The 25,310-nt window shown below is 73.0% G+C and carries 20 protein-coding genes and 1 tRNA gene; 17 read left to right on the forward strand and 4 right to left on the reverse strand.

All coding sequences use genetic code 11. The annotated features are described in order from the left end of the window. Positions 1–55: 55 nt before the first annotated feature. Positions 56–1,483, reverse strand: coding sequence for an aldehyde dehydrogenase family protein (locus ACIRD3_RS02855; protein WP_402210539.1), 1,428 nt, complete (start codon positions 1,481–1,483; stop codon positions 56–58). Positions 1,484–1,949: 466 nt separating this feature from the next. Between ACIRD3_RS02855 and ACIRD3_RS02860 the strand changes: the two genes are divergently transcribed. Beyond that, entirely contained in the window at positions 1,950–2,939 is a 990-nt protein-coding gene (locus ACIRD3_RS02860) for a class I SAM-dependent methyltransferase (RefSeq protein ID WP_402210542.1), read from the forward strand. A 121-nt stretch (positions 2,940–3,060) separates the two neighbouring features. Here ACIRD3_RS02860 and ACIRD3_RS02865 read toward each other — a convergent pair whose 3' ends face one another. Further along, positions 3,061–4,716 (reverse strand): APC family permease, encoded by a 1,656-nt coding sequence (locus ACIRD3_RS02865; protein WP_402210544.1) that lies wholly within the window; start codon positions 4,714–4,716, stop codon positions 3,061–3,063. A gap of 323 nt (positions 4,717–5,039) precedes the next feature. Continuing rightward, positions 5,040–5,124, reverse strand: a tRNA-Leu gene (locus tag ACIRD3_RS02870). Between the two features lie 368 nt (positions 5,125–5,492). Here ACIRD3_RS02870 and ACIRD3_RS02875 point away from each other — a divergent pair. Further along, complete coding sequence (locus ACIRD3_RS02875) at positions 5,493–6,047, forward strand: ATP-binding protein (RefSeq protein ID WP_402210796.1); 555 nt, start codon at positions 5,493–5,495, stop codon at positions 6,045–6,047. A 92-nt stretch (positions 6,048–6,139) separates the two neighbouring features. On the opposite strand, the gene idi is transcribed toward ACIRD3_RS02875, so the two are convergent. Beyond that, the gene (gene idi, locus ACIRD3_RS02880) at positions 6,140–6,787 is read right to left on the reverse strand and encodes an isopentenyl-diphosphate Delta-isomerase (protein WP_402210547.1); all 648 of its coding nucleotides are present in this window, start codon (positions 6,785–6,787) and stop codon (positions 6,140–6,142) included. A 585-nt stretch (positions 6,788–7,372) separates the two neighbouring features. On the opposite strand from idi, the gene ACIRD3_RS02885 reads away from it, so the two are divergent. From ACIRD3_RS02885 to ACIRD3_RS02955, 15 genes are all read left to right on the forward strand, one after another. Beyond that, complete coding sequence (locus ACIRD3_RS02885; RefSeq protein WP_402210550.1) at positions 7,373–8,128, forward strand: sugar phosphate nucleotidyltransferase; 756 nt, start codon at positions 7,373–7,375, stop codon at positions 8,126–8,128. Further along, on the forward strand, positions 8,116–9,177 hold the full coding sequence (locus tag ACIRD3_RS02890) for an iron-containing alcohol dehydrogenase family protein (protein WP_402210553.1): 1,062 nt from the start codon (positions 8,116–8,118) through the stop codon (positions 9,175–9,177). Before ACIRD3_RS02885 ends, ACIRD3_RS02890 begins: the two co-directional genes overlap by 13 nt. Before the next feature lie 91 nt (positions 9,178–9,268). Then, positions 9,269–10,006: a CDP-alcohol phosphatidyltransferase family protein gene (locus ACIRD3_RS02895; protein WP_402210799.1), complete on the forward strand. Its 738-nt coding sequence runs from the start codon at positions 9,269–9,271 to the stop codon at positions 10,004–10,006. A 5-nt stretch (positions 10,007–10,011) separates the two neighbouring features. Beyond that, a complete protein-coding gene (locus ACIRD3_RS02900) occupies positions 10,012–10,902 on the forward strand; it encodes a glycosyltransferase family 2 protein (RefSeq protein ID WP_402210556.1) in 891 nt (296 codons plus the stop codon). Between the two features lie 141 nt (positions 10,903–11,043). Next, positions 11,044–11,985 (forward strand): ABC transporter permease, encoded by a 942-nt coding sequence (locus tag ACIRD3_RS02905; protein ID WP_402210559.1) that lies wholly within the window; start codon positions 11,044–11,046, stop codon positions 11,983–11,985. Continuing rightward, positions 11,978–12,787, forward strand: coding sequence for an ABC transporter ATP-binding protein (locus ACIRD3_RS02910; protein ID WP_402210561.1), 810 nt, complete (start codon positions 11,978–11,980; stop codon positions 12,785–12,787). Before ACIRD3_RS02905 ends, ACIRD3_RS02910 begins: the two co-directional genes overlap by 8 nt. A gap of 285 nt (positions 12,788–13,072) precedes the next feature. Next, complete coding sequence (gene hpnC, locus ACIRD3_RS02915) at positions 13,073–14,035, forward strand: squalene synthase HpnC (protein WP_402210564.1); 963 nt, start codon at positions 13,073–13,075, stop codon at positions 14,033–14,035. A gap of 41 nt (positions 14,036–14,076) precedes the next feature. Then, a complete protein-coding gene (hpnD, locus tag ACIRD3_RS02920; RefSeq protein ID WP_402210802.1) occupies positions 14,077–14,934 on the forward strand; it encodes a presqualene diphosphate synthase HpnD in 858 nt (285 codons plus the stop codon). Between the two features lie 127 nt (positions 14,935–15,061). Then, positions 15,062–16,495: a hydroxysqualene dehydroxylase HpnE gene (hpnE, locus tag ACIRD3_RS02925; RefSeq protein WP_402210567.1), complete on the forward strand. Its 1,434-nt coding sequence runs from the start codon at positions 15,062–15,064 to the stop codon at positions 16,493–16,495. A gap of 194 nt (positions 16,496–16,689) precedes the next feature. Next, positions 16,690–17,778, forward strand: a complete 1,089-nt coding sequence (locus ACIRD3_RS02930; protein WP_402210570.1) for a polyprenyl synthetase family protein — start codon at positions 16,690–16,692, stop codon at positions 17,776–17,778. A 7-nt stretch (positions 17,779–17,785) separates the two neighbouring features. Then, positions 17,786–19,864: a squalene--hopene cyclase gene (shc, locus tag ACIRD3_RS02935; RefSeq protein WP_402210572.1), complete on the forward strand. Its 2,079-nt coding sequence runs from the start codon at positions 17,786–17,788 to the stop codon at positions 19,862–19,864. After that, the gene (locus ACIRD3_RS02940; protein WP_402210575.1) at positions 19,861–20,541 is read left to right on the forward strand and encodes a 1-hydroxy-2-methyl-2-butenyl 4-diphosphate reductase; all 681 of its coding nucleotides are present in this window, start codon (positions 19,861–19,863) and stop codon (positions 20,539–20,541) included. The genes shc and ACIRD3_RS02940 overlap by 4 nt, the downstream gene beginning before the upstream one ends. 2 nt (positions 20,542–20,543) lie before the next feature. Then, entirely contained in the window at positions 20,544–21,572 is a 1,029-nt protein-coding gene (gene hpnH / locus ACIRD3_RS02945; protein WP_402210578.1) for an adenosyl-hopene transferase HpnH, read from the forward strand. Between the two features lie 116 nt (positions 21,573–21,688). Next, positions 21,689–23,599, forward strand: coding sequence for a 1-deoxy-D-xylulose-5-phosphate synthase (gene dxs, locus ACIRD3_RS02950; RefSeq protein ID WP_402210580.1), 1,911 nt, complete (start codon positions 21,689–21,691; stop codon positions 23,597–23,599). Next, positions 23,589–25,106 (forward strand): aspartate aminotransferase family protein, encoded by a 1,518-nt coding sequence (locus ACIRD3_RS02955; protein WP_402210583.1) that lies wholly within the window; start codon positions 23,589–23,591, stop codon positions 25,104–25,106. Before dxs ends, ACIRD3_RS02955 begins: the two co-directional genes overlap by 11 nt. The last annotated feature ends 204 nt before the right edge of the window (positions 25,107–25,310 follow it).

Consider the following 25,310-nt stretch of genomic DNA (forward strand, 5'->3'; position numbering starts at 1 on the left):
ACCCCGGGGCGCCGAGCCGTCAGGACGCCCGACGCCCCCGGGTGCTCCAACCCGCCTAGTACTGCAGCGACTTGTACCGCAGGAACTCCTCCAGCCCGTGTCGGCCCAGCTCCCGCCCCAGGCCGGAGTCCTTGTAACCGCCGAACGGCGCCAGCGGGTTGAAGCGGCCGCCGTTGAGGTCGACCTGCCCGGTGTCCAGGCGGCGGGCGAAGGCGGCGGCGGTGTCGGTGTCGCGGGCCCAGACACCGCCCGCCAGGCCGTACGGGGTGCCGTTGGCGAGTTCGACGGCGTGGTCCTCGTCGCGGTAGGGGAGGATCACCAGGACGGGGCCGAAGACCTCCTCCTGGGCCACCGCCATCTCCGGTGTGACGTCGGCGAGTACGGTCGGGCGCACGTAGTAACCGGTGGGCAGTCCGGCGACGGGCTCCGAGCCGCCGACGACCAGCCGGGCACCCTCGGCCAGGGCGCCGTCGATGTAGCCGCGCACCCGGGCCAGCTGCTCGGCGTTGACCAGCGGGCCGATCCGGGTCCGCGGGTCGGTCGGGTCGCCCGGCAGGTACGGGGCGGCGGCCTGGGCCGCGCGGGCGACGGCCTCCTCGTACTGGTCCTCGTGCACCAGCAGACGCGTCCAGGCGCTGCAGGTCTGGCCGGAGTTGGCGAAGACCCCGGCGACGTTCGCCTTGACCGCGCGGGCGACGTCCGCGCCCGGCAGCACCACGTTGGCCGACTTGCCGCCCAGCTCCAGGGCGACCCGCTTGAGGCCCCGGCCGGCCGTCTCGGCGACTCGCCGGCCGACGGCGGTGGAGCCGGTGAAGGAGACCACGTCCACCCCGGGGTGGCCGACGAGGGCCGCGCCCGCCGCCTCCCCGGTGCCGGTGACCAGGTTGAACACCCCTGCGGGGAAGCCGGCTTCGTGCACCAGCCGGGCGAACAGCCGGGCCACCAGCGGGGTGTCCTCGGCCGGCTTGAGGACGACCGGGCAGCCGGCCGCCAGCGCGGGGACGACCTTCGCCACGATCTGGTGCAGCGGGTAGTTCCACGGCGTGATCGCCCCGACCACGCCGGCCGGTTCGGCGTGCACCACCGAGTTGCCGATCCGCTCCTCGAAGGAGTGCTCGGCGAGCAGGGTCAGGTAGGAGCTCGCGACGGTCAGCGGCAGCCCGGCGTGCACGGCGGCGGTGAAGCCCACCGGGGCGCCCAGTTCGGCGACCACCGTGTCGGTGATCTCGCCCTGGGCGGCGGCCAGTGCGTCCCGCAGCCGGGTCAGCGGGTCCAGCCGCTCCTCGCGGGTGGTCGCGGCCCAACTCCTGGCCGCCCGGCGGGCCGCCGTCACCGCCGCGTCGACGTCGGCCGTCCCGCCGGCCGGCACCGTGGCGAGCACCTGCTCGGTCGCCGGGTTCAGCACGGCGATCGAGCCCGGGTCCCCGGAGGGCCGCCAGGAGCCGTCGATGTACTGGTCGCCGTACTCCGCGTACTGATGCACCGATCGTCCTTCCATCCGCTCGACCGCCGAACCGGCAGCGCTCGTCGGAGGCCAGTCAAAACGGCCCGGCGACCGGACGCAAGGGCCCGCCCGCCCGGCAGGCTCCAGCGCCACCGCCCGCCGCCGGACGTCGAACCGCCGGTCCGCGTGCCGGGCGGCGGGCCGCGCGGCCCCGGCCGCCTCCGGGCCCGTGACCAGGTACGAGGGAGTCACTCCCGAAACCCCGCCGTGTTCATGACCAGGCGGCGACGTGACGGTTCGGGAAACTCTTCGTGCCGGGTCCTCCACACGACGGCCGATCCCTGGGTAGATTGCCTCGAACTCAGTAGCGGGGGCGTACTGCTGACAGCGGTTCGGTGGTGATCGGCGCAGGGGGACCGGTGCGTTCGACGGCCGGACGGGAAGCCCGCCCCGTGCTGAGCTCCGGTTCAAGATCCGCAGGTCACAGTGCCCAGAAGGAGCTTTCATGACCGACGCCGCGTTGTCCGGTGAGTCGAACCGCGCCACCGAGCCGGCAACCCTGGACGACGTCCCGGGCTGGTTCTGGGACCACGACCGGCATTCCTTCGACTGGTTCCTGGGGCGGCAGGAGAAGGCCGGCGTCACCGGCGACCTGCTGGAGATGGGCGCCTACCTCGGCCGCAGCGCCATCGTCATCGGCGAGCACCTCCAGCCGGGCGAGACCTTCACCGTCTGCGACCTCTTCGACTCGGACGCGCCCGACGACGAGAACGCCGCCGAGATGGACATGTCGTACCGGAAGACACTGACCCGGTCCGCCTTCGAGTCCAACTACCTCGCCTTCCACGACGAGTTGCCGGAGATCATCCAGGCTCCGACCTCCGTCCTGTCGCGCGGACACATCGCGACCGGCACCTACCGCTTCATCCACATCGACGCGTCCCACCTCTACGAGCACGTCGTGGGAGACCTCCAGGTGGCCCGGGTCGCGTTGCGGGACCAGGGCGTGGTCGTGCTGGACGACTACCGTTCCCAGCACACCCCGGGCGTCGCGGCCGCGACCTGGGAGGCGGTGTTCAACCACGGCCTGAAGCCGATCCTGCTCACCGAGTGCAAGTTCTACGGCACCTGGGGGGACCCGGAGCCCTTCCAGCGCGACCTGCTGGACCGGGTGGACCTCGCGGTCGGCTGTCAGTTGAGCGCGGAGAGCCTGAACGGCGGCCGGGTGCTGCGGATGACCGGCGACTCGCAGGGCATCGCCGCCTTCCGCGGCTCACGCCACCGGGACCGGCTGGCCGCCGAGAACGCCCGGCGCGAGGCCGAGCGGTCCGCGGAGGACGCCCTCCAGGCCCGGGACGAGGCCGCCCGCGACCTCGCCGCCCGGCGGGCGCGCGCGGCCGAGGCGCGTCGCCCGGCCAACGTGGCCAAGCGCGCGGCGCGGGACCTCCTCCCGCCGGTCGTCACCACGGCCATCCGCCGCGCCCGCCGGGGCTGACCCGCCCCGGGAGCGGGCAGCCGCACCACCCGGCACCCGTACGGCCCGGGCACGCCGAAGGGCCGGTCGGAACACCGACCGGCCCTTCGCCGCGAACGTCACGAACGTCCCGAACGCGGGGTCACACCCGCGAGGGCTCGCCCGCCTCGACGGGCGCCGCGGCACCCTCCGCGCGCTCCGCGTCCAGCTCCTGCCGGACGGCGGCCAGCGAGGGGTTGGACCAGGCGCTGGCGACGCCCCAGTAGTAGAACGCGAGCCCGATCGCGGCGACGATCAGCAGGTCCCAGCCCTCCGGCAGGTACCCCTGCCCGCCGAAGTCGCTGCTGCCGGCCCAGGAGACACCGGCCATCACGAACAGGTACGCGACCATCCAGGCGCCCGCCAGCAGGTGCGGCTTCAGCTCGGCGAACGGCTTGCGCAGCTCGTACCAGGCCCAGATCGGCAGACCGGCGGCCATCAGCAGGATGACCTTCCCGGTGAGCGGCCAGCGGGCCCAGTACAGCACCAGCGAGCCGAAGACCATCGCGACCGGGGCGATGACCGGCATGGCGCGCAGCCGGACCGGCCGCGGCAGGTCCGGGGCGAGGCGGCGCAGCGCCATCACGGCGACCGGGCCGGTGATGTACGAGATCACGGTGGCCACCGAGACGATCTCGGCCAGCGAGCCCCAGCCGCGGAAGACCGCGAGGAACAGGAAGGCGACCACCAGGTTGAGCACCAGGGCCGGGCGCGGGATGCCGGTCTTGGCGTCCACCTTGCCGAAGAGCTTCGGCAGGTGGCCGTTCTCCTGCACGCCGTGGATCATGCGCGAGGTGGTGGCGGCGTAGATCATGCCGGTGCCGGACGGCGAGACGAAGGCGTCCGCGTACAGCAGGATCGCCAGCCAGTTGATGCCCCAGGCGATGGCCAGGTCGGCCAGCGGCGAGGTGTAGGAGAGGCTGCTCCAGCCGCCCGACAGGTCGGCGGCGGGGATGGCGCCGAGGAAGGCGATCTGCAGCGCGACGTAGATCACCAGGGCGATCAGGATCGAGCCGATGACGGCCTTCGGCAGCGACTTGCCGGGGTTGCGGGCCTCCCCGGCCAGGTTGAGCGGGGACTGGAAGCCGTTGAAGGCCCAGACGATGCCGGAGACGGCGACGGCGGTGAACACCGCGCTCCAGCCGTTCGGCGCGAAGCCGCCGTGGTCGGTGAAGTGGGCGGTGTCGAAGTGCGCGAGGAGCAGGGCGCCCGCGGTCAGCGTCGGCACGACGACCTTGAAGACGGTGATCGCCGTGTTGGTCTTGGCGAACAGCGTGATCGCGAACCAGTTGAGGGCGAAGTAGACCAGCAGCAGCACGCTGGCGAGCGCCACCCCGCTGAGGGTCAGCTCCTGTCCGTCGTAGAGCCCCTTGGCCCAGCCGAAGTGCCAGGAGCTCATGTACTGGACGGAGGCGGTGGCCTCACCCGGGATGACCGAGACGATGGCGATCCAGTTGGCCCAGGCGGCCAGGTAGCCGGCCAGCGAGCCGTGCGAGTACTGGCCGTAGCGGACCATGCCGCCGGCCTTGGGGAACATCGAGCCCAGCTCGCTGTAGGTGAGGGCGATGGTCAGCGCCACCGCGGCACCGATCACCCAGGCGAGGATCGAGGCCGGACCGGCGAGCTTGGCCGCCCGCTCGGCACCGAACAGCCACCCGGACCCGATGATCGACCCCAGCCCGACCGCGGTCAGGCTGATCGTGCCGAGCGACCGGCGGTAGTTCTGGTGTGATGCCGTCGAGGATTCTGCCTCACTCAACGTATCGGTCCTCTCGCTCGTGGTTCATCGGGTGGTGTCGGTGTTTTTGCGGTTTTGCGTCCGTATTCCGGACAAACGCACAGCAGCTTATGGTCCGAAAACGGGCGAATACCTCAGGGGAAGCTCAAACCGTTCGATCGTTGCCATCTCGTGTCCGGTTTCCGGACCGCCCGGCTCCGGCGGAGAGACCGGCGCCACACCGCCCCGGCGGTCGGCGCTCGGGGGCGGGGAGGAAGGCCGCCCGGAAGGCAAGCCCGGAAGGCGGCCCGGAAAAAGGAAATTCCCCGCGGGTTCCTTTCGGATCCCACGGGGAATTTCGGCTGTGTCCGAGGGGGGACTTGAACCCCCACGCCCGATAAAGGGCACTAGCACCTCAAGCTAGCGCGTCTGCCATTCCGCCACCCGGACGGGGTGTGTGCTCCGGGGGTTTTTCTCTCGCCCCCTCGGCGACAGAGAGAACATTACCAGGGTTCTGGAGTGCTTCCGACCTGCGCTTCCTCGGGCCCGGGTCCCGGCGCCCCGGGACTGCCCCGCACAGGTTGGTACGGCTGGCGAACACGCTCGAACCCCGTCCGAACCGATGACGACCGCGAAGGAACCGGTCGACTTCGGTGATGATCACGATCGATTCCGCTCGGAAGCGGTCCGACACGGGCAAGTTGTCGACGCTGCCACGGGCACCCGGACCGCTCTCCTAGCCTCTGTGGACCGAGGGCGCCATGAGCGGATCGCCTGATTCCCGGGTCGCGGACGAAGGGCGGCTGGACGTGGAGCAGATCAGCGGGACGGCGGAGGCCGAACCGAGACGCGGCAGGCCGGGGGACGGACAGGGTGACGCCGCGGCGTCCGAGGGCCGGCCCGCCCGGCCCGGCCGCCCGACCCGCAGCCCGGCGAAGGACCCGGCCGAGGGCGTGTGGCGGTTCCCGGTCCCCGCCGCCGAGGCCTCGGTGCCGGTCACCCGCCACGCGGTGCGCGACCGCCTGCTGGCCCAGGGCATGACCGGCGTGCGCTACCAGGAACTGATCGACGACCTGCTGCTGATCGTCTCGGAGCTGGTGAGCAACGCGGTGACGCACGCCGCCGAGCTGTCCCCCGAGGTGGTCACCGAGCTGACGGTGCGCGGGGGCTGGGTCCGGGTCTCGGTCGAGGACGGCGACCCGTACCGGCCGAAGGCGCTGGAGAACGACACCGGCCGCACCGGCGGGCGCGGCCTGCTGCTGGTGAAGAGCGTCACGCTGCAGGCCGGCGGGGTGTGCGACGTCGAGCGGACGGGGGAGGGCGGCAAGGTCATCTGGGCCTCGCTGCCCGTCCCCCCGGAACCCGCCCGCTGACCGGCCCGCCCGTCCCCCCGGAACCCTCCGGCTGACCGGCCCGCGCGCACGGCCCGACCGCACGGGCGGCGCGCCGAGCCTGCCGGGCCCTCCTACCAGTCCCGCCCGGCGATCTCCCGGATCCCGGGCAGCGCCGCCTCGAAGACCGTCTCGAACCAGACCGAGAACGGCCGCTCGGCCCGCAGTTCCCGCAGCTCCTGCGCGGTCACGAAGGCGAAGTCGTCCACCTCGTCCGGGTCCGGCTCGACCGGCGCGGTGACGAGTCCCACGAAGAGGTGGTTCCACTCCCGCTCGATCAGCCCGGAGGCCTCGTCCGGCAGGTCGTAGCGGACGGTCCCGGCCTCGCAGAGCAGCGCCGGCGCGACGCCCAGCTCCTCGGCGGTGCGCCGGGCGGCGGCCACGAAGGGCGGCTCGTCCGGGTACGGGTGGCCGCAGCAGGTGTTCGACCAGACACCGGGGGAGTGGTACTTGCCGAGGGCCCGGCGCTGCAGCAGCAGGCGGCCCTGGCGGTCGAAGAGGAACACCGAGAACGCGCGGTGCAGCCGGCCCGGCTGCTGGTGGGCCCAGAGCTTCTCGGCGGTGCCGATCGTGACGCCCTCGTCGTCGACCAGTTCCAGCAGGATCTCGGGACCGGCGGTCGAGGCGGCCTGTGGCGGCACGGTCACATCGGTCTCCACGTCGAGACCGGTGTCGATCTCGGCGGCGAAGTGCGTCGGCTCGGTCGGCAGACTCTGGGGCATGGGGCCTCTTTCCGGGGGCGGGAGCAACGGGAGCATCGGGTGCGTACGGCGCACCGGGTGGCGCGCGACGGACGCAGCGGGGGCACCGGCGCCGGCAACGGGATCCAGTCTGCCGTATGGGTGGCGCCGGGTCGGGGTCCCACGCACATCCGGGCGGATCATGACGCGGAGGAGTCGGAATCCGTGCAGAGAAGGTTCCGGGAAGCCCCCGGAAGGGTCACGAACCTCGCAGAATCGTTCGACGCGCGTTCGGGGTCCGTTCGACCCGCTCGCCGCCCCCGCCCCCGGTCCGCCCCGGTCCGCCGTCCGGCCCGCTCCCGGTCCGAACGCCCGCGCGGACCGCCCGGCGAGCCCGCGTGCCCACCCCGCGTCCACCGCCGCTCATCCCTCCGTCACCGGTCGGTCGCCGGGCGCGTTCGGGCCGGTCGTCCAAGTCGCCTACCATCACATACGACACGGTGCCCGGATCCGTGCCGGCACCGGCGCGCCGCTGCCCGGCCCGGTCGCACGCCGGTCCGGCGGGGCAGCGCCGCCCACCCCTCGGCACGGCCCGCGCGCACAGCACGACGGATCAGGAGACCCCGCATGATCGGCCTCGTTCTGGCAGCCGGCGCCGGCCGCCGGCTGCGCCCGTACACCGACACCCTGCCCAAGGCGCTGGTGCCGGTCGACGGGGAACGGACCGTCCTGGACCTCACCCTCGGCAACTTCGCCGAGGTCGGACTGCGCGAGGCCGCGATCGTCGTCGGCTACCGCAAGGAGGCGGTGTACGAGCGCAAGGCCGCCCTGGAGGCCGCGTACGGCGTCAAGCTCCACCTGGTCGAGAACGACAAGGCCGAGGAGTGGAACAACGCCTACTCGCTCTGGTGCGCCCGCGAGCTGTTCGCCGAGGGCCTGCTGCTCGCCAACGGTGACACCGTCCACCCCGCCTCCGTCCAGCGCACCATGCTGGAGGGCAACCAGCGCCTGGTCGAGGCCGGCCGCGCCCCCGGCGTCCTGCTCGCCCTCGACACGGTGAAGAAGCTCGCCGACGAGGAGATGAAGGTCGTCGTCGACCCGGCCGCCGGCATGCGCCGGATCACCAAGCTGATGGACCCGGCCGAGGCGACCGGCGAGTACATCGGCGTCACCGTGATCAACCCGTCCGCGGCCGCCGACCTGACCGACGCGCTGCGCGCCACGTACGAGCGCGACCCGCAGCTGTACTACGAGGACGGCTACCAGGAGATGGTGGACCGCGGCCTGCGCATCGACGTGCAGCCGATCGGCGAGGTCTCCTGGGTCGAGGTCGACAACCACGACGACCTGGCCAAGGCGCGGGAGATCGCGTGCCAGTACTGACCCGACTGGTCCCGTCGCCGCTGTTCGTGGAGATCCGTCCGGGCGCGCTGGACGCGCTCGGCGGGATCCTCGCGGACCAGCGACTGTCGGCCTCGGGCCGGATCGCGGTGGCGATCAGCAACGGCTCCGGCGCGGCCATGCGCCGCCGCCTGGAGCCGGCCCTGCCCGGCGCCGACTGGTACAACGTGGACGACGGCAGCCTGGACAGCGCGGTGCGGCTGGCCGAGGCGATGCGCGGCGGGCACTACGACGCGATCGTCGGCCTCGGCGGCGGCAAGATCATCGACGCCGCCAAGTACGCCGCCGCCCGGGTCGGCCTGCCGCTGGTCGCGGTCGCCACCAACCTCGCCCACGACGGCATCTGCTCACCGGTCTCGACCCTCGACAACGACGCCGGCCGGGGCTCCTACGGGGTGCCCAGCCCGATCGGCATCATCGTCGACCTGGACGTGATCCGGCAGGCCCCGGCGCGCTTCGTGGCGGCCGGCATCGGGGACGTCGTCTCCAACATCTCGGCCTGCGCCGACTGGGAGTTGTCCCACGCGGTCACCGGTGAGCCGGTGGACGGACTGGCCGTCGCGATGGCCCGCTCGGCGGGCGAGAACCTGCTGCGGCACCCAGGAACCACTCAGGATCAGGACCTCCTGACGGCCCTCGCCGAAGCCCTGGTACTGTCCGGCATCGCGATGAACATCGCGGGCAGCAGCCGACCCTCGTCGGGCGCCTGCCACGAGATCTGCCATGCCCTGGACGTGCTGTATCCCAAGCGGTCCGCCCAGCACGGCGAGCAGGTCGGCCTCGGCGCCGCGTTCGCCAGCTTCCTGCGGGGCGAGCGCGAGCTGACCGGTCTGATCGTGGAGCGCCTGGCGAGCCACGGACTGCCGGTGACCGCAGCTCAGATCGGCTTCACCGAGGCGGAGTTCACCGAAGCGGTGCACTACGCTCCGAACACCCGACCGGGGCGCTTCACCATCCTCGAGCACCTCGACCTCTCCCCCTCCGCAATCAGGGACGCGTACGCCGACTATGTCCAAGCCGTCAACAGCTGACCCCTCCACCGCGGGCGCCGAACGGCCCCCGGTCGACCTGACCCGCCGGCCCTCGATCGAGGAGCTGCGCGCGGTGATCCACCCGGAGGGCATGCTCCAGCGCCGCAGCGCCGAGCACTGGGCCGGGCGCCTGTACATGCGGAAGATCTCGCTGCGGATCACCCGCGTGCTCTCCACCATGACGGCGATCACGCCCAACGGCCTGACGTACCTGATGATGGTCACCGGCATCCTGGCCGGTGCCGCGCTGATCGTGCCGGGCATCGCGGGCGCGGTCCTGGGCGCCCTGCTGATCCAGGTCTACCTGCTGCTGGACTGCGTGGACGGCGAGGTGGCCCGCTGGCGCCGGCAGACCTCGCTCACCGGTGTCTACCTGGACCGGGTCGGCCACTACATGTCCGAGGCCGCGCTGCTGACCGGCCTCGGCCTGCGCGCGACCGACCTGCTGCACCGCGAGGGCCACGGCACCCACTGGGAGTGGGCCTTCCTCGGCACGCTGGCCGCGCTCGGCGCGATCCTGATCAAGTCCGAGACGGACCTGGTGGACGTGGCCCGGGCCCGCAGCGGCCTGACGGCCGTCGAGGACAGCGCCTCGGTGCCCCGCTCGGCCGCCGTCGCCAAGGCCCGCCGGGCGGCCTCGCTGCTGAAGTTCCACCGCCTGGTGGGCGCGGTCGAGGCCTCGCTGTTCATCCTGGCGGCCGGGATCGCCGACGCGGTGCACGGCGGACTGCTCTTCACCCGGCTCGCGGTGGTCGTCCTGGCCGCGATCGCCATGCTGCAGACCGTGCTGCACCTGCTGAGCATCGTCCTCTCCAGCAGGCTGCGGTGACCGCGATGACCAACGCGGACGACTTCCGCCTCGGCGCCGTGATCATCACCATGGGCAACCGGCCCGCCGAGCTCAACGCCCTGATCGAGTCCGTCCGCGCCCAGGAGGGCCCGGCGGTCGAGCTGGCCGTGGTCGCCAACGGCGCCCCGCTGCCCCCGCTGCCGGAGGGTGTGCGCAGCGTGGAGCTGCCGGAGAACCTCGGCATCCCGGGCGGCCGCAACGTCGGCATCGAGCTGTTCGGCCGGGACGGCAAGGAGGTGGACGCCGTCCTCTTCCTGGACGACGACGGCCACCTGCCGCGCACCGACTCGGCCCGCCTGCTGCGCGAGGCCTTCGCGGCCGACCCGCGGCTGGGCATCGTCTCCTTCCGGATCGCCGACCCGGACACCGGCGTCACCCAGCGCCGGCACGTCCCCCGGCTGCGCGCCAGCGACCCGCTGCGCTCGTCCCGGGTGACCACCTTCCTGGGCGGCGCCAGCGCGGTGCGCTGCGAGGTGTTCGAGCAGGCCGGCCAGCTGCCCGCCGAGTTCTTCTACGCGCACGAGGAGACCGACCTCGCGTGGCGTGCGGCGGACGCCGGCTGGGCCATCGACTACCGGGCGGACGTGGTGCTGCACCACCCCACGACCTCGCCCGCCCGGCACGCCACCTACTTCCACAACGTGGCCCGCAACCGGGTGTGGCTCGCGCGGCGGAACCTTCCGGCCCTGTTGGTGCCTCTCTATCTGGGAACCTGGCTTCTGCTCACCCTGGCCCGTCGCCCCTCCCCCGAGGCGCTGAAGGCCTGGTGGGGCGGATTCCGGGCGGGCTGGCGCGAACCCTGCGGTCCGCGGCGGCCCATGCGATGGCGTACCGTTTGGCAACTGACCAGGCTGGGCCGTCCACCGATCATCTGATCTGATCGAATGATCGATCGCCACGGCCGGTGACCACACACCGGCCGGCTCCCCCGAGACCCCAGTGGATCCCCATCGGCGCACGACCGGCGGACCCCCCGCCGACCGGCCGCACCGACCGATCCCGCGTGAAGGACGAATGTGTCGACAGTGAGTGAACCCGTCAGCCTCTCGACCCCCAGGGGGGTGGACGCGGGCCTGACCCCCAAGCAGCTCGCCGACAAGTACGGCCTGTCGGTGAGCGGCGCCCGGCCGGGTCTGTTCGCCTACACCAAGCAGCTCTGGGCCCGGCGCCACTTCATCTGGGCCTTCGCCACCGCCCGCCTGGTGGCCCAGTACACCGACGCCAAGCTCGGCCAGCTGTGGCAGGTCGTCACCCCGCTGCTCAACTGCGCGGTGTTCTACCTGGTCTTCGGCGTCATCCTGGAGAACAAGGACGGCTTCCCGCCGAACACCTACATCGCCTGGCTCTGCATCGGCGTCTTCGTCTTCCAGTTCACCCAGAACGCGGTGCAGTCCGGCACCCGGGCGATCTCCGACAACCTCGGCCTGATCCGGGCGCTGCACTTCCCCCGGGCCAGCCTGCCGATCGCCTTCACCGTGATCCAGCTCCAGCAGCTGCTGATCTCGATGGTCGTGCTGGTCATCACGGTCCTCGCCAGCGGCATCACCCCCGGCAAGACCTGGCTGCTGATCGTCCCGGCGCTGCTCCTGCAGACGATGTTCAACACCGGCATCTCCCTGATCATGGCCCGGATCGGCGCCAAGACCAGCGACATCTCCCAGCTGATCCCGTTCGTGATGCGCGCGTGGATGTTCCTGTCCGGCGTGATGTTCAGCATCCAGGACCGGGTCCACAAGTGGCCGCACTACATCCAGGTGATCTGCGCCATCAACCCGGCCTCGGTCTACATGGACCTGCTGCGGCACGCCTTCGCGCCGATCATCTACAACCCGCACCAGCCCTCGCACCAGTCCCTGCCGCCGCACCAGTGGACGTACGGCATCGCCTGGGCCGTCGGGCTGTTCGTCATCGGATACGTCTTCTTCTGGAAGGCCGAGGAGGAGTACGGCCGTGGCTGACACCGACCTGAGCAAGAGCGACATCCTCCGGGACGCGGACGTGGCCCGCGAGCCCACCGTCGTCGTCGACGACGTGCACATCGTCTACCGGGTGCACGGCGCCGGCTCCGGCAAGGGCAGCGCCACCTCGGCGCTGAGCCGCATCCTCAGCCGCAAGCGCGGGGCCGGCGTGCGCGAGGTGCACGCGGTCAAGGGCATCAGCTTCACCGCGTACAAGGGTGAGGCGATCGGCCTGATCGGCTCCAACGGGTCCGGCAAGTCGACCATGCTGGCCGCCATCGCGGGCCTGCTGCCGACCGAGAAGGGCGGCATCTACACCAACGGCCAGCCCTCGCTGCTGGGCGTCAACGCGGCGCTGATGAACGAGCTCACCGGCGAGCGCAACGTCGTCCTCGGCTGCCTGGCCATGGGGATGTCCCCGGCCGACGTGCGGGCGCGCTACCAGGAGATCGTCGACTTCTCCGGCATCAACGACAAGGGCGACTTCATCTCCCTGCCGATGCGCACCTACTCCTCCGGCATGGGCGCCCGCCTGCGCTTCTCGATCGCCGCCGCCAAGACCCACGACGTGCTGCTGATCGACGAGGCCCTGGCCACCGGTGACCAGGCCTTCCAGCAGCGCAGCAAGCGCCGCATCGACGAGCTGCGCGGCTCCGCCGGTACGGTCTTCCTGGTCAGCCACGACAACAACTCGATCCGCGAGGTCTGCGAGCGGACCATCTGGATCGAGGCGGGCGAGCTGGTCATGGACGGCCCGACCGAGGAGGTCGTCGGCCGCTACGAGCGCGGCGAGCGCCCGTAGCACCCCGTGCCACCAGGGCCGGTTCCGGAACCTCCGGGACCGGCCCTTCGGCTTGCCCCCTCCGGTAGCCCGGGTGGCCGCCGCCGCGGGGGTGAGCCCGCGGCCGCCGCGCGGGGCGCCCTTCTCCCGCGCGCCCCGCGGTGTCAGGCTGGTGGGCGCGGGGGCGGTGTGCCTGACGTGACGCCCGCGCTCGGACGCGTGTCCGAGTCGGGCCGGTGATACCCAGCGGTGTAGAACGGGGGAGTGACAGCAGTGTCGGCTTCGGCCCAGCCCAGTGATACGCCGGTGAACCGTTCCGCGGGTCAGACCCTGGAGAAGGCGGGCGCCGAGAACTTCCCGGTCGCCCCGTTCTTCCTGCCCGCCGCCTGGCGCGACGACCTGATGGCGGTGTACGGCTTCGCCCGCCTGGTCGACGACGCCGGCGACGGCGACCTGGCCGACCCGGCCGCCACCGCCCGGGAGCTCGGGGTCGAGCGCACGCCCCCGGCCACCCCTTCGGAGCAGTCCGGCCCGCCCACCGCGCAGGAGTCCGCCTTCCGCCTCGCCCTGCTGGACGGGCTGGAGCACGACCTCGACCGGGTCTTCGAGGCCGCGCTGCACCCCGGCGGCCCCTCCGGGGCCGGCGCCGAGGGCCCGCGCCACCCGCTGATGCGCGCCCTGGTCCCGGTGGTCGACCGACGCGGCCTGACCCCCGAGCCGTTCCGCCGTCTGATCGAGGCCAACCGGGTGGACCAGACCACCGCCCGCTACCCGACCTACGACGACCTGCTCGGCTACTGCACGCTCTCCGCCGACCCGGTCGGCCGCCTCGTGCTGGCCATCACGGGCGTCTCCACCCCCGAGCGGATCGAGCTCTCCGACGCCGTCTGCACCGCCCTCCAGGTGGTCGAACACCTGCAGGACGTCGCCGAGGACCTCGCCCGCGGCCGGATCTACCTCCCGACCGAGGACCTGGAGCGCTTCGGCGTCACCGAGGCCGACCTCGCCGCCCCCTCCGCCGACGGCGCCGTCCGGGAGCTGATCGCCTTCGAGGTGGAACGGGCCCGCACCCTGCTCGATCGCGGCGCACCATTGGTAGGTACGGTTCGGGGGAGGCTTCGACTGCTCCTGGCGGGATTCACCGCCGGCGGGTACGCGGCCCTGGCGGCCATCGAGGACGCCGGGTACGACGTACTCGCCCGACAGGCGAAGCCGGACAAGCGCCGCCTCGCAGCGAAGGCGGCGGCCATCTTCGCGAAGGGAAGGTGAACGCCCGCGTGGCGGCATCACCACTGGCGTCGGCCCAGGTCATGGCGGCGTACCGGTACTGCGAGGCAGTCACCGGGCTGCAGGCGCGCAACTTCAGCTACGGCATCCGCCTGCTGCCCGAGCCCAAGCGGCTGGCCATGTCGGCCCTGTACGCCCTGGCCCGCCGGGTGGACGACATCGGCGACGGCGACCTCCCGGCCGACCGCAAGGCCGACGCGCTGCTGCGCACCCGGGAGCTGGTGGACGAGGTCCGCTCCGGGGTGGTCGCCGAGGACGACACCGACCCGATCAAGGTCGCGCTGGCCGACACGGCCCGGCGCTTCCCCGTCCCGCTCGGCGGCTTCGACGAGCTGATCGACGGCGTCGAGATGGACCTCAAGGGCGCCGAGTACCAGACGTACGAGGAGCTGAAGGTCTACTGCCGCTGCGTGGCCGGCGCGATCGGGCGGCTCTCGCTGGGCGTCTACGGCTGCGACGACCCCGAGCGCGGGGCCGAGTACGCGGACACCCTGGGCCTGGCGCTGCAGCTCACCAACATCCTGCGCGACCTGCGCGAGGACGCCCTGAACGGCCGTACCTACCTCCCCACCGAGGACCTGGTCCGGTTCGGCTGCGAGCAGGGCTTCGCGCTGTCCAAGCCGCCGGCCGGCGCGGACTTCACCGGCCTGGTGGCCTTCGAGGCCGCCCGTGCCCAGGCCGCCTTCGAGGAGGGCCTGCGGCTGCTGCCGATGCTCGACCGCCGCAGCCGCGCCTGCACCGCCGCGATGGCCGGGATCTACCACCGGCTGCTCGGCCGGATCGCCGCCGACCCCGAGTCGGTCCTGCGCGGCCGGGTCTCGCTGCCGGGCTGGGAGAAGGCGTACGTGGCGCTTTCCGGGCTCGCCGGGGGGCGTTCTTGATTCTCGCCACAGTTCTGTCACGCTGTGTCAGCGGGGAATCACGTGCGGGTAGTTCCGTGTTGACCGAACGCGTAACGGCTTCAGTGACCGCCTCCCGGCGGTCCAGCGACTGCGAGGGGGAGGGCCGATGACCGGGCGAGCCGATGCCGCGCGCCCGGCCGCCGTCGTGGTCGGCGGCGGGCTGGCCGGGATCACCGCGGCGCTGCGCCTGGCCGAGGCAGGTCACCGGGTCACCCTCGCGGAAGGCCGGCCCCGGCTCGGCGGCCTGGCCTTCTCGTTCCGGCGCGGGGACCTCACCGTCGACAACGGCCAGCACGTCTACCTGCGCTGCTGCACCGCCTACCGCGGCCTGCTGGAGCGGCTCGGCGCCACCCGGCTGGTCCACCTGCAGGACCGCCTGGACGTCCCGGTGCTCTCCGTCACCGGGCCCGCCTCCGCGCCGGTGCGCACCCTCGGACGGCTGCAGCGGGCCGGCCTGCCCGTCCCGCTCCACCTGGCCGGCAGCCTCGCCCGCTACCCGCACCTGTCCCCGGCGGACCGCGCCCGGGTGGTCCGCGGCGCGCTCGCCCTGAAGGGGCTGGACCTCGACGACCCGGCGCTGGACGAGATCTCCTTCGGCTCGTGGCTGCGCCACCACGGGCAGAACGACGCCACCCAGGCGGCCCTGTGGGACCTGGTCGGCGTCGCCACCCTGAACGCCCGGGCCGACCAGGTGTCGATGGCGCTGGCGGCCAAGGTGTTCCAGACCGGCCTGCTCTCCGACCCGGGCGCCGCCGACATCGGCATCGCCGCCGCCCCGCTGGGGGCGATCCACCACGACCGGGCGCTCGCCGAGCTGGAGCGCGCCGGCGTGAAGGTGCTGCTGCGCACCCGGGTGGCGGAGCTCAAGCCGGCCGCCCCCCAGCACGCCGTCCTCCTGGAGGACGGGGAGCCGCTCACTGCCGACACCGTCGTCCTGGCCGGTGCCCAGGACAGCGCGGCCGCCCTGCTGCCGCCGAACGCGATCCCGGGGCAGGAGCGGCTGGCGGGGTTCGGCACCGCGCCGATCCTCAACGTGCACGTGATCTACGACCGCGCGCTGGTGCGCCGGCCGTTCTTCGCCGCCCTCGGCTCCCCGGTCCAGTGGGTCTTCGACCGGACGGCGCACTCCGGCCTGGCCGGCACCGAACTAGGCCGGGCCCACCCGGGCGCCCAGTACCTGGCGCTCTCGCAGTCCGCCGCGCAGGACGAGATCGACCTGCCGGTCGCCGAGTTGCGCCGCCGCTACCTGCCCGAGCTGGAGCGGCTGCTGCCGGCCGCGGCCGGCGCCGAGGTGCTGGACTTCTTCGTCACCCGGGAACGCACCGCGACCTTCGACCCGGCCCCGGGCAACGGCGCGCTGCGCCCGTCCGCCCGCACCGGCGTCCCCGGCCTGCTGCTGGCCGGCTCGTGGACGGCCACCGGCTGGCCCGCGACCATGGAGGGCGCCGTGCGCAGCGGCCACGCCGCCGCCGACGCCGCGCTCGCCGCGACCGGCACCCGCGTGCCGGTGGACCGCGGCGACGGGAGGTGGCCCAGGTGACGGCGGGCCCCGCCGCCGGAGAGCCCGCCAGAGCCGACGGGCGTACCGTCGAGCGCACCGGCGGAATCGTCCGGTCCGGCCTGGGCGGCCGGACCGGCACCCTTGGCATCGGCAGCACTCGAATCGACACCAGCCGCACCGACGGCACCCGGCCGCCCCGTGCGGTCCGGCACCACGAGGGAGAGGGAACGCACGTGGAGTCACGCACCGGCTTCGCCGTCGGAGGCACGGCGCACGCCGAACCGGTCTCGGTGCCGGAGCTGCTCGCCCGCAGCCGTACGCTCTGCACCCCGCCGCTCCGGGCCGCCGTCGCCCGTTTGGCCGCACCGATGGACACCGTCGCGGCCTACCACTTCGGCTGGATCGACCGGGACGGCACGCCGGTCGCCGGGGACGGCGGCAAGGCCGTGCGCCCGGCGCTGGCGCTGCTGTCCGCCCAGGCCACCGGTGCGGCGGCCGAGGTGGGCGTGCCCGGTGGGGTCGCTGTTGAACTGGTGCACAATTTCTCCCTGCTCCATGATGATCTGATGGACGGTGACGAGACCCGGAGGCACCGGGCCACCGCCTGGACGGTCTTCGGGCCGGCCCAGGCGATCCTGGTCGGTGACGCCCTGGCGACGCTCGGCACGGAGGTGCTGCTCGACGCCGCGGTGACCGGCGGCGCGAGCCCCACCGACGCCGCGCGCGCCGTCCGACTGCTCACCACGGCGACCCGCCGGCTGATCGACGGCCAGGCCATGGACGTCGCCTTCGAACAGCGCGACAGCGTGACCGTCGCCGAGTGCCTGGAGATGGAGGGCGGAAAGACGGCGGCCCTGCTGGCCGCCGCCTCGGCGATCGGCGCGGTCCTGGCCGGGGCGGACGACAAGGTCTCCGACTCCCTCCAGCGCTACGGCCACCACCTGGGCCTGGCCTTCCAGGCGGTGGACGACCTGCTCGGCATCTGGGGTGCCACCGAGGTCACCGGCAAGCCGCACTGGGGCGACCTGCGCCAGCGCAAGAAGTCCCTCCCGGTCGCCGCCGCGCTGGCCGAGGGCGGTCCGGCCTCGCGCCGGCTCGCCGAACAGCTGGCCGACCCGAAGGGACGCGGGGAGGAGAGCGAGCCCGAGCTCGCCGCCCGCGCCGCGCTGATCGAGGAGGCCGGCGGCCGCGCCTGGACCCAGGAGGAGGCCCGCCGCCAGCACACGACTGCCCTCGCCGCCCTGGACGAGGTGCCCATGTCCGACGAGGTGCGGGAGCACTTCGTCGCACTCGCCGAATTCGTGGTGGTACGAGAGAGGTGACGTTACGTTGACAGCAACCGCGGACGGCCGGCTCGACCCTGAGTACGATTCCGAGCCGGTCGCGGTGGGCGACCGCCCCCCGGCCCTGCTGGGCGCGGGGCGGTGGCAGCCCGAGGACACCGACCGGCTGCCGGCCGGTGAGGCGGACCACGGACCGGCCGACGCGCGGGAGGCCCTGGCCCGCGCCACCACCCACCTGCTCTCGCTGCAGTCCTCGGAGGGCTGGTGGAAGGGCGATCTGGAGACCAACGTCACCATGGACGCCGAGGATTTACTGCTCCGACAGTTCCTCGGGATCCGGACCGAGGAGCAGACCCACGCCACCGCCGAGTGGATCCGCTCCCAGCAGCGTGAGGACGGCACCTGGGCCACCTTCCACGGCGGGCCGCCCGAACTGTCCACCACCGTCGAGGCGTACGTCGCGCTCAAACTCGCGGGCGACGACCCGAACGCCCCGCACATGCTGGCCGCCGCCCGGTACGTCCGCTCCGCGGGCGGCATCGCGGCCGCCCGGGTGTTCACCCGGATCTGGCTCGCGCTGTTCGGCTGGTGGCCCTGGGAACGGCTGCCGGAGATGCCGCCGGAGATCATCTTCCTGCCCAAGTGGCTGCCGCTGAACATCTACGCCTTCGGGTGCTGGGCCCGTCAGACCATCGTCCCGCTGACCGTCGTCTCCTCCCACCGGCCCGTCCGTCCGGCGCCCTTCCCGCTCACCGAGCTGCACACCGACCCGGACGACCCGTACCCCGAACGGCCGCTCGCCCCCGCCACCACCTGGGACGGCATGTTCGAGCGCCTGGACAAGGCGCTGCACGCCTACCACCGCCGGGCCTTCCGCCCGTTGCGCCGGCTGGCCGTCTCCCAGGCCTGCCGCTGGATCGTCGAACGGCAGGAGGCCGACGGCTGCTGGGGCGGCATCCAACCGCCCGCCGTCTACTCGCTGATCGCCCTGCACCTGGAGGGCTACGAGCTGGAGCATCCGGTGATGCAGGCCGGGCTCTCCTCCTTCGACCGCTTCACCGTGCACACCGAGGACGGCAAGCGCTGGCTGGAGGCCTGCCAGTCCCCGGTCTGGGACACCTGCCTGGCCACCATCGCGCTGGCCGACGCCGGCGTCCCGGCCGACCACCCGGCGCTGGTCTCCGCCGTCGACTGGATGCTCGGCGAGGAGATCCGCAAGCGCGGCGACTGGGCCGTCCAGCGGCCCGGGCTCCCCGCCGGGGGCTGGGCCTTCGAGTTCGAGAACGACACCTACCCCGACATCGACGACACCGCGGAGGTGGTCCTGGCACTGCGCCGGGTGGCCCACCCGGACCAGGCCAGGGTCGACGGGGCGGTGGAGCGCGGGGTGCTGTGGAACCTCGGCATGCAGTCCAAGAACGGCGCCTGGGGCGCCTTCGACGTCGACAACACCAGCACGCTGCCCAACAAGCTGCCGTTCTGCGACTTCGGCGAGGTGGTCGACCCGCCCTCCGCCGACGTCACCGCCCACGTGGTGGAGATGCTCGCGGAGACCGGCCGCGCCCGCGACCCCCGGACCCGGCGCGGCATCGAGTGGCTGCTGCGCAACCAGGAGGCGGACGGTTCCTGGTTCGGCCGCTGGGGCACCAACTACATCTACGGCACCGGCTCGGTGCTGCCCGCCCTGGTCGCGGCCGGCGTCCCGGACGAGCACCCGGCGATCCGCCGGGCGGTGCGCTGGCTGGAGGACCGGCAGAACGCCGACGGCGGCTGGGGCGAGGACATGCGCTCCTACGACGACCCGGCGCGCTGGGCCGGGCGCGGCGACTCCACCGCCTCGCAGACCGCGTGGGCGCTGATGGCGCTGCTCGCGGCCGGCGAGGGGCCGGACGGCCGGGCCAACCCCGCGGTGGAACGCGGCGTGGACTGGCTGGTCCGCACCCAGCTACCCGAGGGCACCTGGGACGAGCCGCAGTTCACCGGCACCGGCTTCCCGTGGGACTTCTCCATCAACTACCACCTGTACCGGCTGGTCTTCCCGGTCACCGCGCTCGGCCGCTACCTGCACGGCCACCCGGGCAGGGCCAACGCGGGCGGCACCCCGGCGATCGGGGCGGTGCGGTGACCACCGCCCCCCTGCTGGTGCTCTGCGCCCTGGGCCCCGAGGTCTGGGCCCTGCGCGGGGGTGACTGGCGCGGCGCGGTGGGCGGGTCCCCGGTGCTGGTGCGCACCGGGGTCGGCCGCCGGCGCGCCGGGACGGCCGTCCGACGGCTGCTCGGCTCCGCCCCCGGCGGCTACGGGGCGGTGGTGGTGGCCGGCTTCGGCGCCGCGCTCGGCCCCGGCGTGCAGCCCGGCGACGTCGTCGCGGCCGACGGGGTGCGCGACGCCGAGGGCCACCTCTACCCGGTCGGCTCCGGCCCGGACCTCACCCGGGCGCTGAAGGAACGCGGCCTGACCGTGCACACCGGGGTGCACCACACCGCCGACCACGTGGTGCGCGGCATCGAACGGAGGGCCCTGCACCTGCAGGGCGCGCTCGCGGTCGACATGGAGGCCGCCGCCGTCCTGGCCGCGCTGCGGGAGGTGCGGCCGGCGCTGCCCGCCGCCGTCCTGCGGGTGGTGGTCGACACCCCCGAGCACGAACTGCTGCGGCCCGGGACCCTCCCGGCCGGAGTGCGGGCCTGGCGGACCCTGCGGGCGACGGTACCCGCCCTCGTCGACTGGTACCGGCAGGAGCGCGAACCCCGCTCCGACGTCCTGTTCCACCCCACATCCTCGACGCTCCCCCAGGAGGCGAGCTAGCCATGGCCATGCCGTTGCGCCAGACCGTGCGGGTCGGCACCTACCTCATGCAGCAGAAGCTGCTCAAGCGACGGGACAAGTTCCCGCTGATCGTGGAGCTGGAACCGCTGTTCGCCTGCAACCTCGCCTGCGAGGGCTGCGGCAAGATCCAGCACCCGGCGGGTGTCCTGAAGCAGCGGATGCCCGTCGCCCAGGCGGTCGGCGCGGTCCTGGAGTCGGGTGCCCCGATGGTCTCGATCGCGGGCGGCGAGCCGCTGATGCACCCGCAGATCGACGAGATCGTCCGCCAGCTGGTGGAACGCCGCAAGTACGTGTTCCTGTGCACCAACGCGCTGCTGCTGCGCAAGAAGATCGACAAGTTCAAGCCCTCGCCGTACTTCACCTTCGCCGTGCACATCGACGGGCTGCGCGAGCGGCACGACGAGTCCGTGGCCAAGGAGGGCACCTTCGACGAGGCGGTGGCGGCGATCAAGGAGGCCAAGCGGCGCGGCTTCCGGGTCACCACCAACAGCACCTTCTTCAACACCGACACCCCGCAGACCGTCATCGACGTGCTGGACTTCCTCAACGACGAGCTCAAGGTCGACGAGATGATGATCTCCCCGGCCTATGCCTACGAGAAGGCCCCCGACCAGGAGCACTTCCTCGGCGTCGAGCAGACCCGGGAGCTCTTCCGCAAGGCCTTCGCCGGCGGCAACCGCCGGCGCTGGCGGCTCAACCACAGCCCGCTCTTCCTGGACTTCCTGGAGGGCAAGGCCGACTTCGAGTGCACCCCCTGGGGCATCCCCAACTACTCGCTGTTCGGCTGGCAGCGGCCCTGCTACCTGATGGCCGACGGCTACGTGCCCACCTACCGCGAGCTGGTCGAGAAGACCGACTGGAGCAAGTACGGCCGCGGCAAGGACCCGCGCTGCGCCAACTGCATGGCCCACTGCGGCTACGAGCCGACGGCCGTCCTCGCGACCATGGGCTCGCTGCAGCAGTCGCTGCGCGCCATCACCGAGACCGTCACCGGCAACCAGGGCCGCTGAGCCGGGAGTTGACCGCCAGGTCGGCACCCCGGCCCGGGCCTCCGCGCCCGGGCCGGCTCCGCCCGCCCCGCCGGGCGGAGGCACCACCGCACCGCTCCGAGTCGTGAGGTGTACCCATGTCACTGCTCTCCCGCGTCACGTCGCCGGCCGAGCTGCGCAAGCTCCCGGCGGCCGAACTCCCGATGCTCGCCGACGAGATCCGCGACTTCCTGATCGACGCCGTCACCCGCACCGGCGGACACCTCGGGCCCAACCTGGGCGTGGTCGAGCTGACCATCGCGCTGCACCGGGTCTTCGACTCGCCGTACGACCGGATCGTCTTCGACACCGGCCACCAGAGCTACGTCCACAAACTCCTCACCGGCCGCCAGGACTTCACCCGGCTGCGGATGCGCGGCGGGCTCTCCGGCTACCCCTCGCGCGCCGAGTCCGAGCACGACCTGGTGGAGAACTCGCACGCCTCCACCGCGCTCTCCTACGCCGACGGGCTGGCCAAGGCGGCCCAGCTGCTCGGCCAGCACGACCGGCGCACCGTCGCGGTGATCGGCGACGGCGCGCTCACCGGAGGGCTCGCCTGGGAGGCGCTCAACAACATCGCCGAGGCCCGCGACCGGCCGCTGGTCATCGTCGTCAACGACAACGAGCGCTCCTACGCCAGGACCATCGGCGGCCTCGCCAACCACCTCGCCACGCTGCGCACCACCCAGGGCTACGAGCGCTTCCTCGCCCTCGGCAAGGAGGCGCTGCAGCGCACCCCGCTGGTCGGGCAGCCGATCTTCGACGCGTTGCACGGCGCCAAGAAGGGCTTCAAGGACGCCTTCGCCCCGCAGGGCATGTTCGAGGACCTCGGCCTCAAGTACCTCGGGCCGATCGACGGCCACGACCTGGGCGCGGTCGAGCAGGCCCTGCGCCAGGCCCGCAACTTCGGCGGGCCGGTCATCGTGCACTGCCTGACCGTCAAGGGGCGCGGCTACCGGCCCGCCGAGCAGGACGAGGCCGACCGCTTCCACGCCGTCAACCCGATCGACCCGTACACCTGTCTGCCGATCTCGCCCAGCAGCGGCGTCTCCTGGACCTCGGTGTTCGGTGACGAGCTGCTCGCGCTCGGCGGCGAGCGGCCGGAGCTGGTGGCGATCACCGCGGCGATGCTGCAGCCGGTGGGCCTGGCGCCGTTCGCCAAGGCTTACCCGGCGCGGACCTTCGACGTCGGGATCGCCGAGCAGCACGCCGTCACCAGCGCGGCCGGGCTGGCGACCGGCGGGCTGCACCCGGTGGTCGCGGTGTACGCGACCTTCCTGAACAGGGCCTTCGACCAGGTGCTGATGGACGTCGCCCTGCACCGGCTCGGCGTCACCTTCGTGCTCGACCGCTCCGGGGTGACCGGCCCGGACGGCGCCTCGCACAACGGCATGTGGGACATGTCGATCCTGCAGGTCGTGCCCGGTCTGCGGCTCGCCGCGCCGCGCGACGCCGAGCAGCTGCGCGCCCAGCTGCGCGAAGCCGTCGAGGTCGAGGACGCGCCGACGGTCGTGCGCTTCCCCAAGGGGAACGTCGGGCCCGCGGTGCCGGCCGTCGAGCGGATCGGCGGGGTGGACGTGCTGCTGCGCACCGGGCGGCCCGCCGAGATCCTGCTGGTCGCCGTCGGTACCACCGCCCCGGCCTGCCTGGACGCCGCCCGGCTGCTGCTCGCCGAGGGCTTCACCGCCACCGTGGTCGACCCGCGCTGGGTCAAGCCGGTCGACCCGGCGCTGCCCGAGCTGGCGGCCGCGCACCGGCTGGTGGTCACCGTCGAGGACAACGGCCGGACCGGCGGGGTCGGTTCGGCGATCGCCCAGGCGCTGCGCGACGCCGACGTGGACGTACCGGTGCGGGTGCTCGGCCTGCCGCAGGAGTTCCTCGGGCACGCCTCGCGGGGGGAGATCCTCGAGGAGGCCGGGCTGACCGGGACCGGGGTCGCCGCCCAGACCGCCGTCTTCGCCAAGAACCTGCTACCGAACCGAGGAGCGAACCCGCGCCATGCCGGCTGACCCAGACCGCCCCGCCTCCGACGGCGACGCCTCCGCGCGCCCCGCACTCGACGGCGACGCCTCCGCGCGCCCCGCACTCGACGGCGACGCCTCCGCGCGCCCCGCCCCGGACGGCGGTGCCGCGCGTCCCGCCTTCGACCTCGCCGCGCTGATCGCCGAACGCGGGCGGGAGCGTTACGAGTTGAACAGCCGCTACCTCAACCCGCAGCTGTCCCGGATGCTCCACACCATCGGCTTCGACAAGTACTACGAGCGCGCCAAGGGGCCGTACTTCTACGACGCCGAAGGCAACGAGTACCTCGACATGCTGGCCGGCTTCGGCATCTTCGCGCTCGGCCGCCACCACCCGGTGGTGCGCTCGGCGATCCAGCAGGTGATGGACCTCGACCTGCCGGACCTGGTCCGCTTCGACTGCTCGCCGCTGCCGGGACTGCTGGCCGAGCGGCTGCTCTCGTACGCGCCCGGGCTGGACCGGGTGTTCTTCGGCAACAGCGGCACGGAGGCGGTGGAGACCGCGCTGAAGTTCGCCCGCTACGCCACCGGACGGCGCCGGATCCTCTACGCCGACCACGCCTTCCACGGGCTGACCACCGGCTCGCTCTCGGTCAACGGCGAGAGCGGCTTCCGCAAGGGCTTCGACCCGCTGCTCCCGGACACCGCCATCCCGCTCGGCGATCTCGGCGCGCTGGCCAAGGAGTTGAAGCGCGGCGACGTCGCGGCGCTGATCGTCGAACCGATCCAGGGCAAGGGCGTCCAGGCGCCGCCGCCCGGCTGGCTGCGCGCCGCCCAGGCGCTGCTGCACGAGCACAAGGCACTGCTGATCTGCGACGAGGTGCAGACCGGGATCGGGCGCACCGGGGAGTTCTTCGCCTACCAGCACGAGGACGGCGTGCTGCCCGACCTGGTCTGCGCGGCCAAGGCGCTCTCCGGCGGGTACGTGCCGGTCGGCGCGACGCTCGGCAAAGGCTGGATCTTCGAGAAGGTGTACTCCTCGATGGACCGGGTGCTGGTGCACTCGGCCAGCTTCGGGTCCAACGCCCAGGCCATGGCGGCCGGGCTGGCGACCCTGGAGGTCATGCGGGACGAGAAGGTGGTGGAGAACGCCCGCACGGTCGGCGACCAGTTCCGCGAGCGGCTGACGGCGCTGGTCGACAAGTACGAGCTGCTCGCCGAGGTGCGCGGGCGCGGGCTGATGATCGGCATCGAGTTCGGCCGGCCGAAGTCGCTCAAGCTGCGCACCGGGTGGGCGGCCCTGCAGGCGGCACGCAAGGGCCTGTTCGCGCAGATGGTCGTGGTCCCGCTGCTGCAGCGCCACCGGATCCTGACGCAGGTGTCCGGGGACCACCTGGAAGTGATCAAGCTGATCCCGCCGCTGATCATCACCGAGCGGGACGTGGACCGGTTCATGGACGCCTTCACCGACATCATGGACGAGGCCCACCGGGGGAGCGGCCTGATGTGGGACTTCGGACGGACCCTGGTGAAGCAGGCGGTCGGCAGCCGCTGACGCCCGGGGCCGGGAGCTGCCGGGCCTGGAACTACCGGGCCTGGAACTACCGGGCCTGGAAGTGGCGGGTCGGGAACCATCGGGCCGGGAACGAGGAGTGGGGGGGGGGGCGGGGGGCCCCCCCCCCCCCCGCCCCCCCCCCCCCCGCGCGGGGCGGCGGCCCCCCCCCCCCCCCCCCCCCCCCCCCACCGCCCCGCCCCCGCG

The organism is Kitasatospora sp. NPDC093550, assembly GCF_044764985.1.
GTDB lineage: Bacteria > Actinomycetota > Actinomycetes > Streptomycetales > Streptomycetaceae > Kitasatospora.

Coding starts and splice junctions, on each gene's coding strand:
- dxs (WP_402210580.1), top strand. CDS start 21,689: ATGTCACTGCTCTCCCGCGTCACGTCGCCGGCCGAGCTGCGCAAGCTC.
- ACIRD3_RS02895 (WP_402210799.1), top strand. CDS start 9,269: ATGCTCCAGCGCCGCAGCGCCGAGCACTGGGCCGGGCGCCTGTACATG.
- hpnH (WP_402210578.1), top strand. CDS start 20,544: ATGGCCATGCCGTTGCGCCAGACCGTGCGGGTCGGCACCTACCTCATG.
- ACIRD3_RS02900 (WP_402210556.1), top strand. CDS start 10,012: ATGACCAACGCGGACGACTTCCGCCTCGGCGCCGTGATCATCACCATG.
- hpnD (WP_402210802.1), top strand. CDS start 14,077: ATGGCGGCGTACCGGTACTGCGAGGCAGTCACCGGGCTGCAGGCGCGC.
- idi (WP_402210547.1), bottom strand. CDS start 6,787: ATGCCCCAGAGTCTGCCGACCGAGCCGACGCACTTCGCCGCCGAGATC.
- ACIRD3_RS02885 (WP_402210550.1), top strand. CDS start 7,373: ATGATCGGCCTCGTTCTGGCAGCCGGCGCCGGCCGCCGGCTGCGCCCG.
- ACIRD3_RS02955 (WP_402210583.1), top strand. CDS start 23,589: ATGCCGGCTGACCCAGACCGCCCCGCCTCCGACGGCGACGCCTCCGCG.
- ACIRD3_RS02860 (WP_402210542.1), top strand. CDS start 1,950: ATGACCGACGCCGCGTTGTCCGGTGAGTCGAACCGCGCCACCGAGCCG.
- hpnE (WP_402210567.1), top strand. CDS start 15,062: ATGACCGGGCGAGCCGATGCCGCGCGCCCGGCCGCCGTCGTGGTCGGC.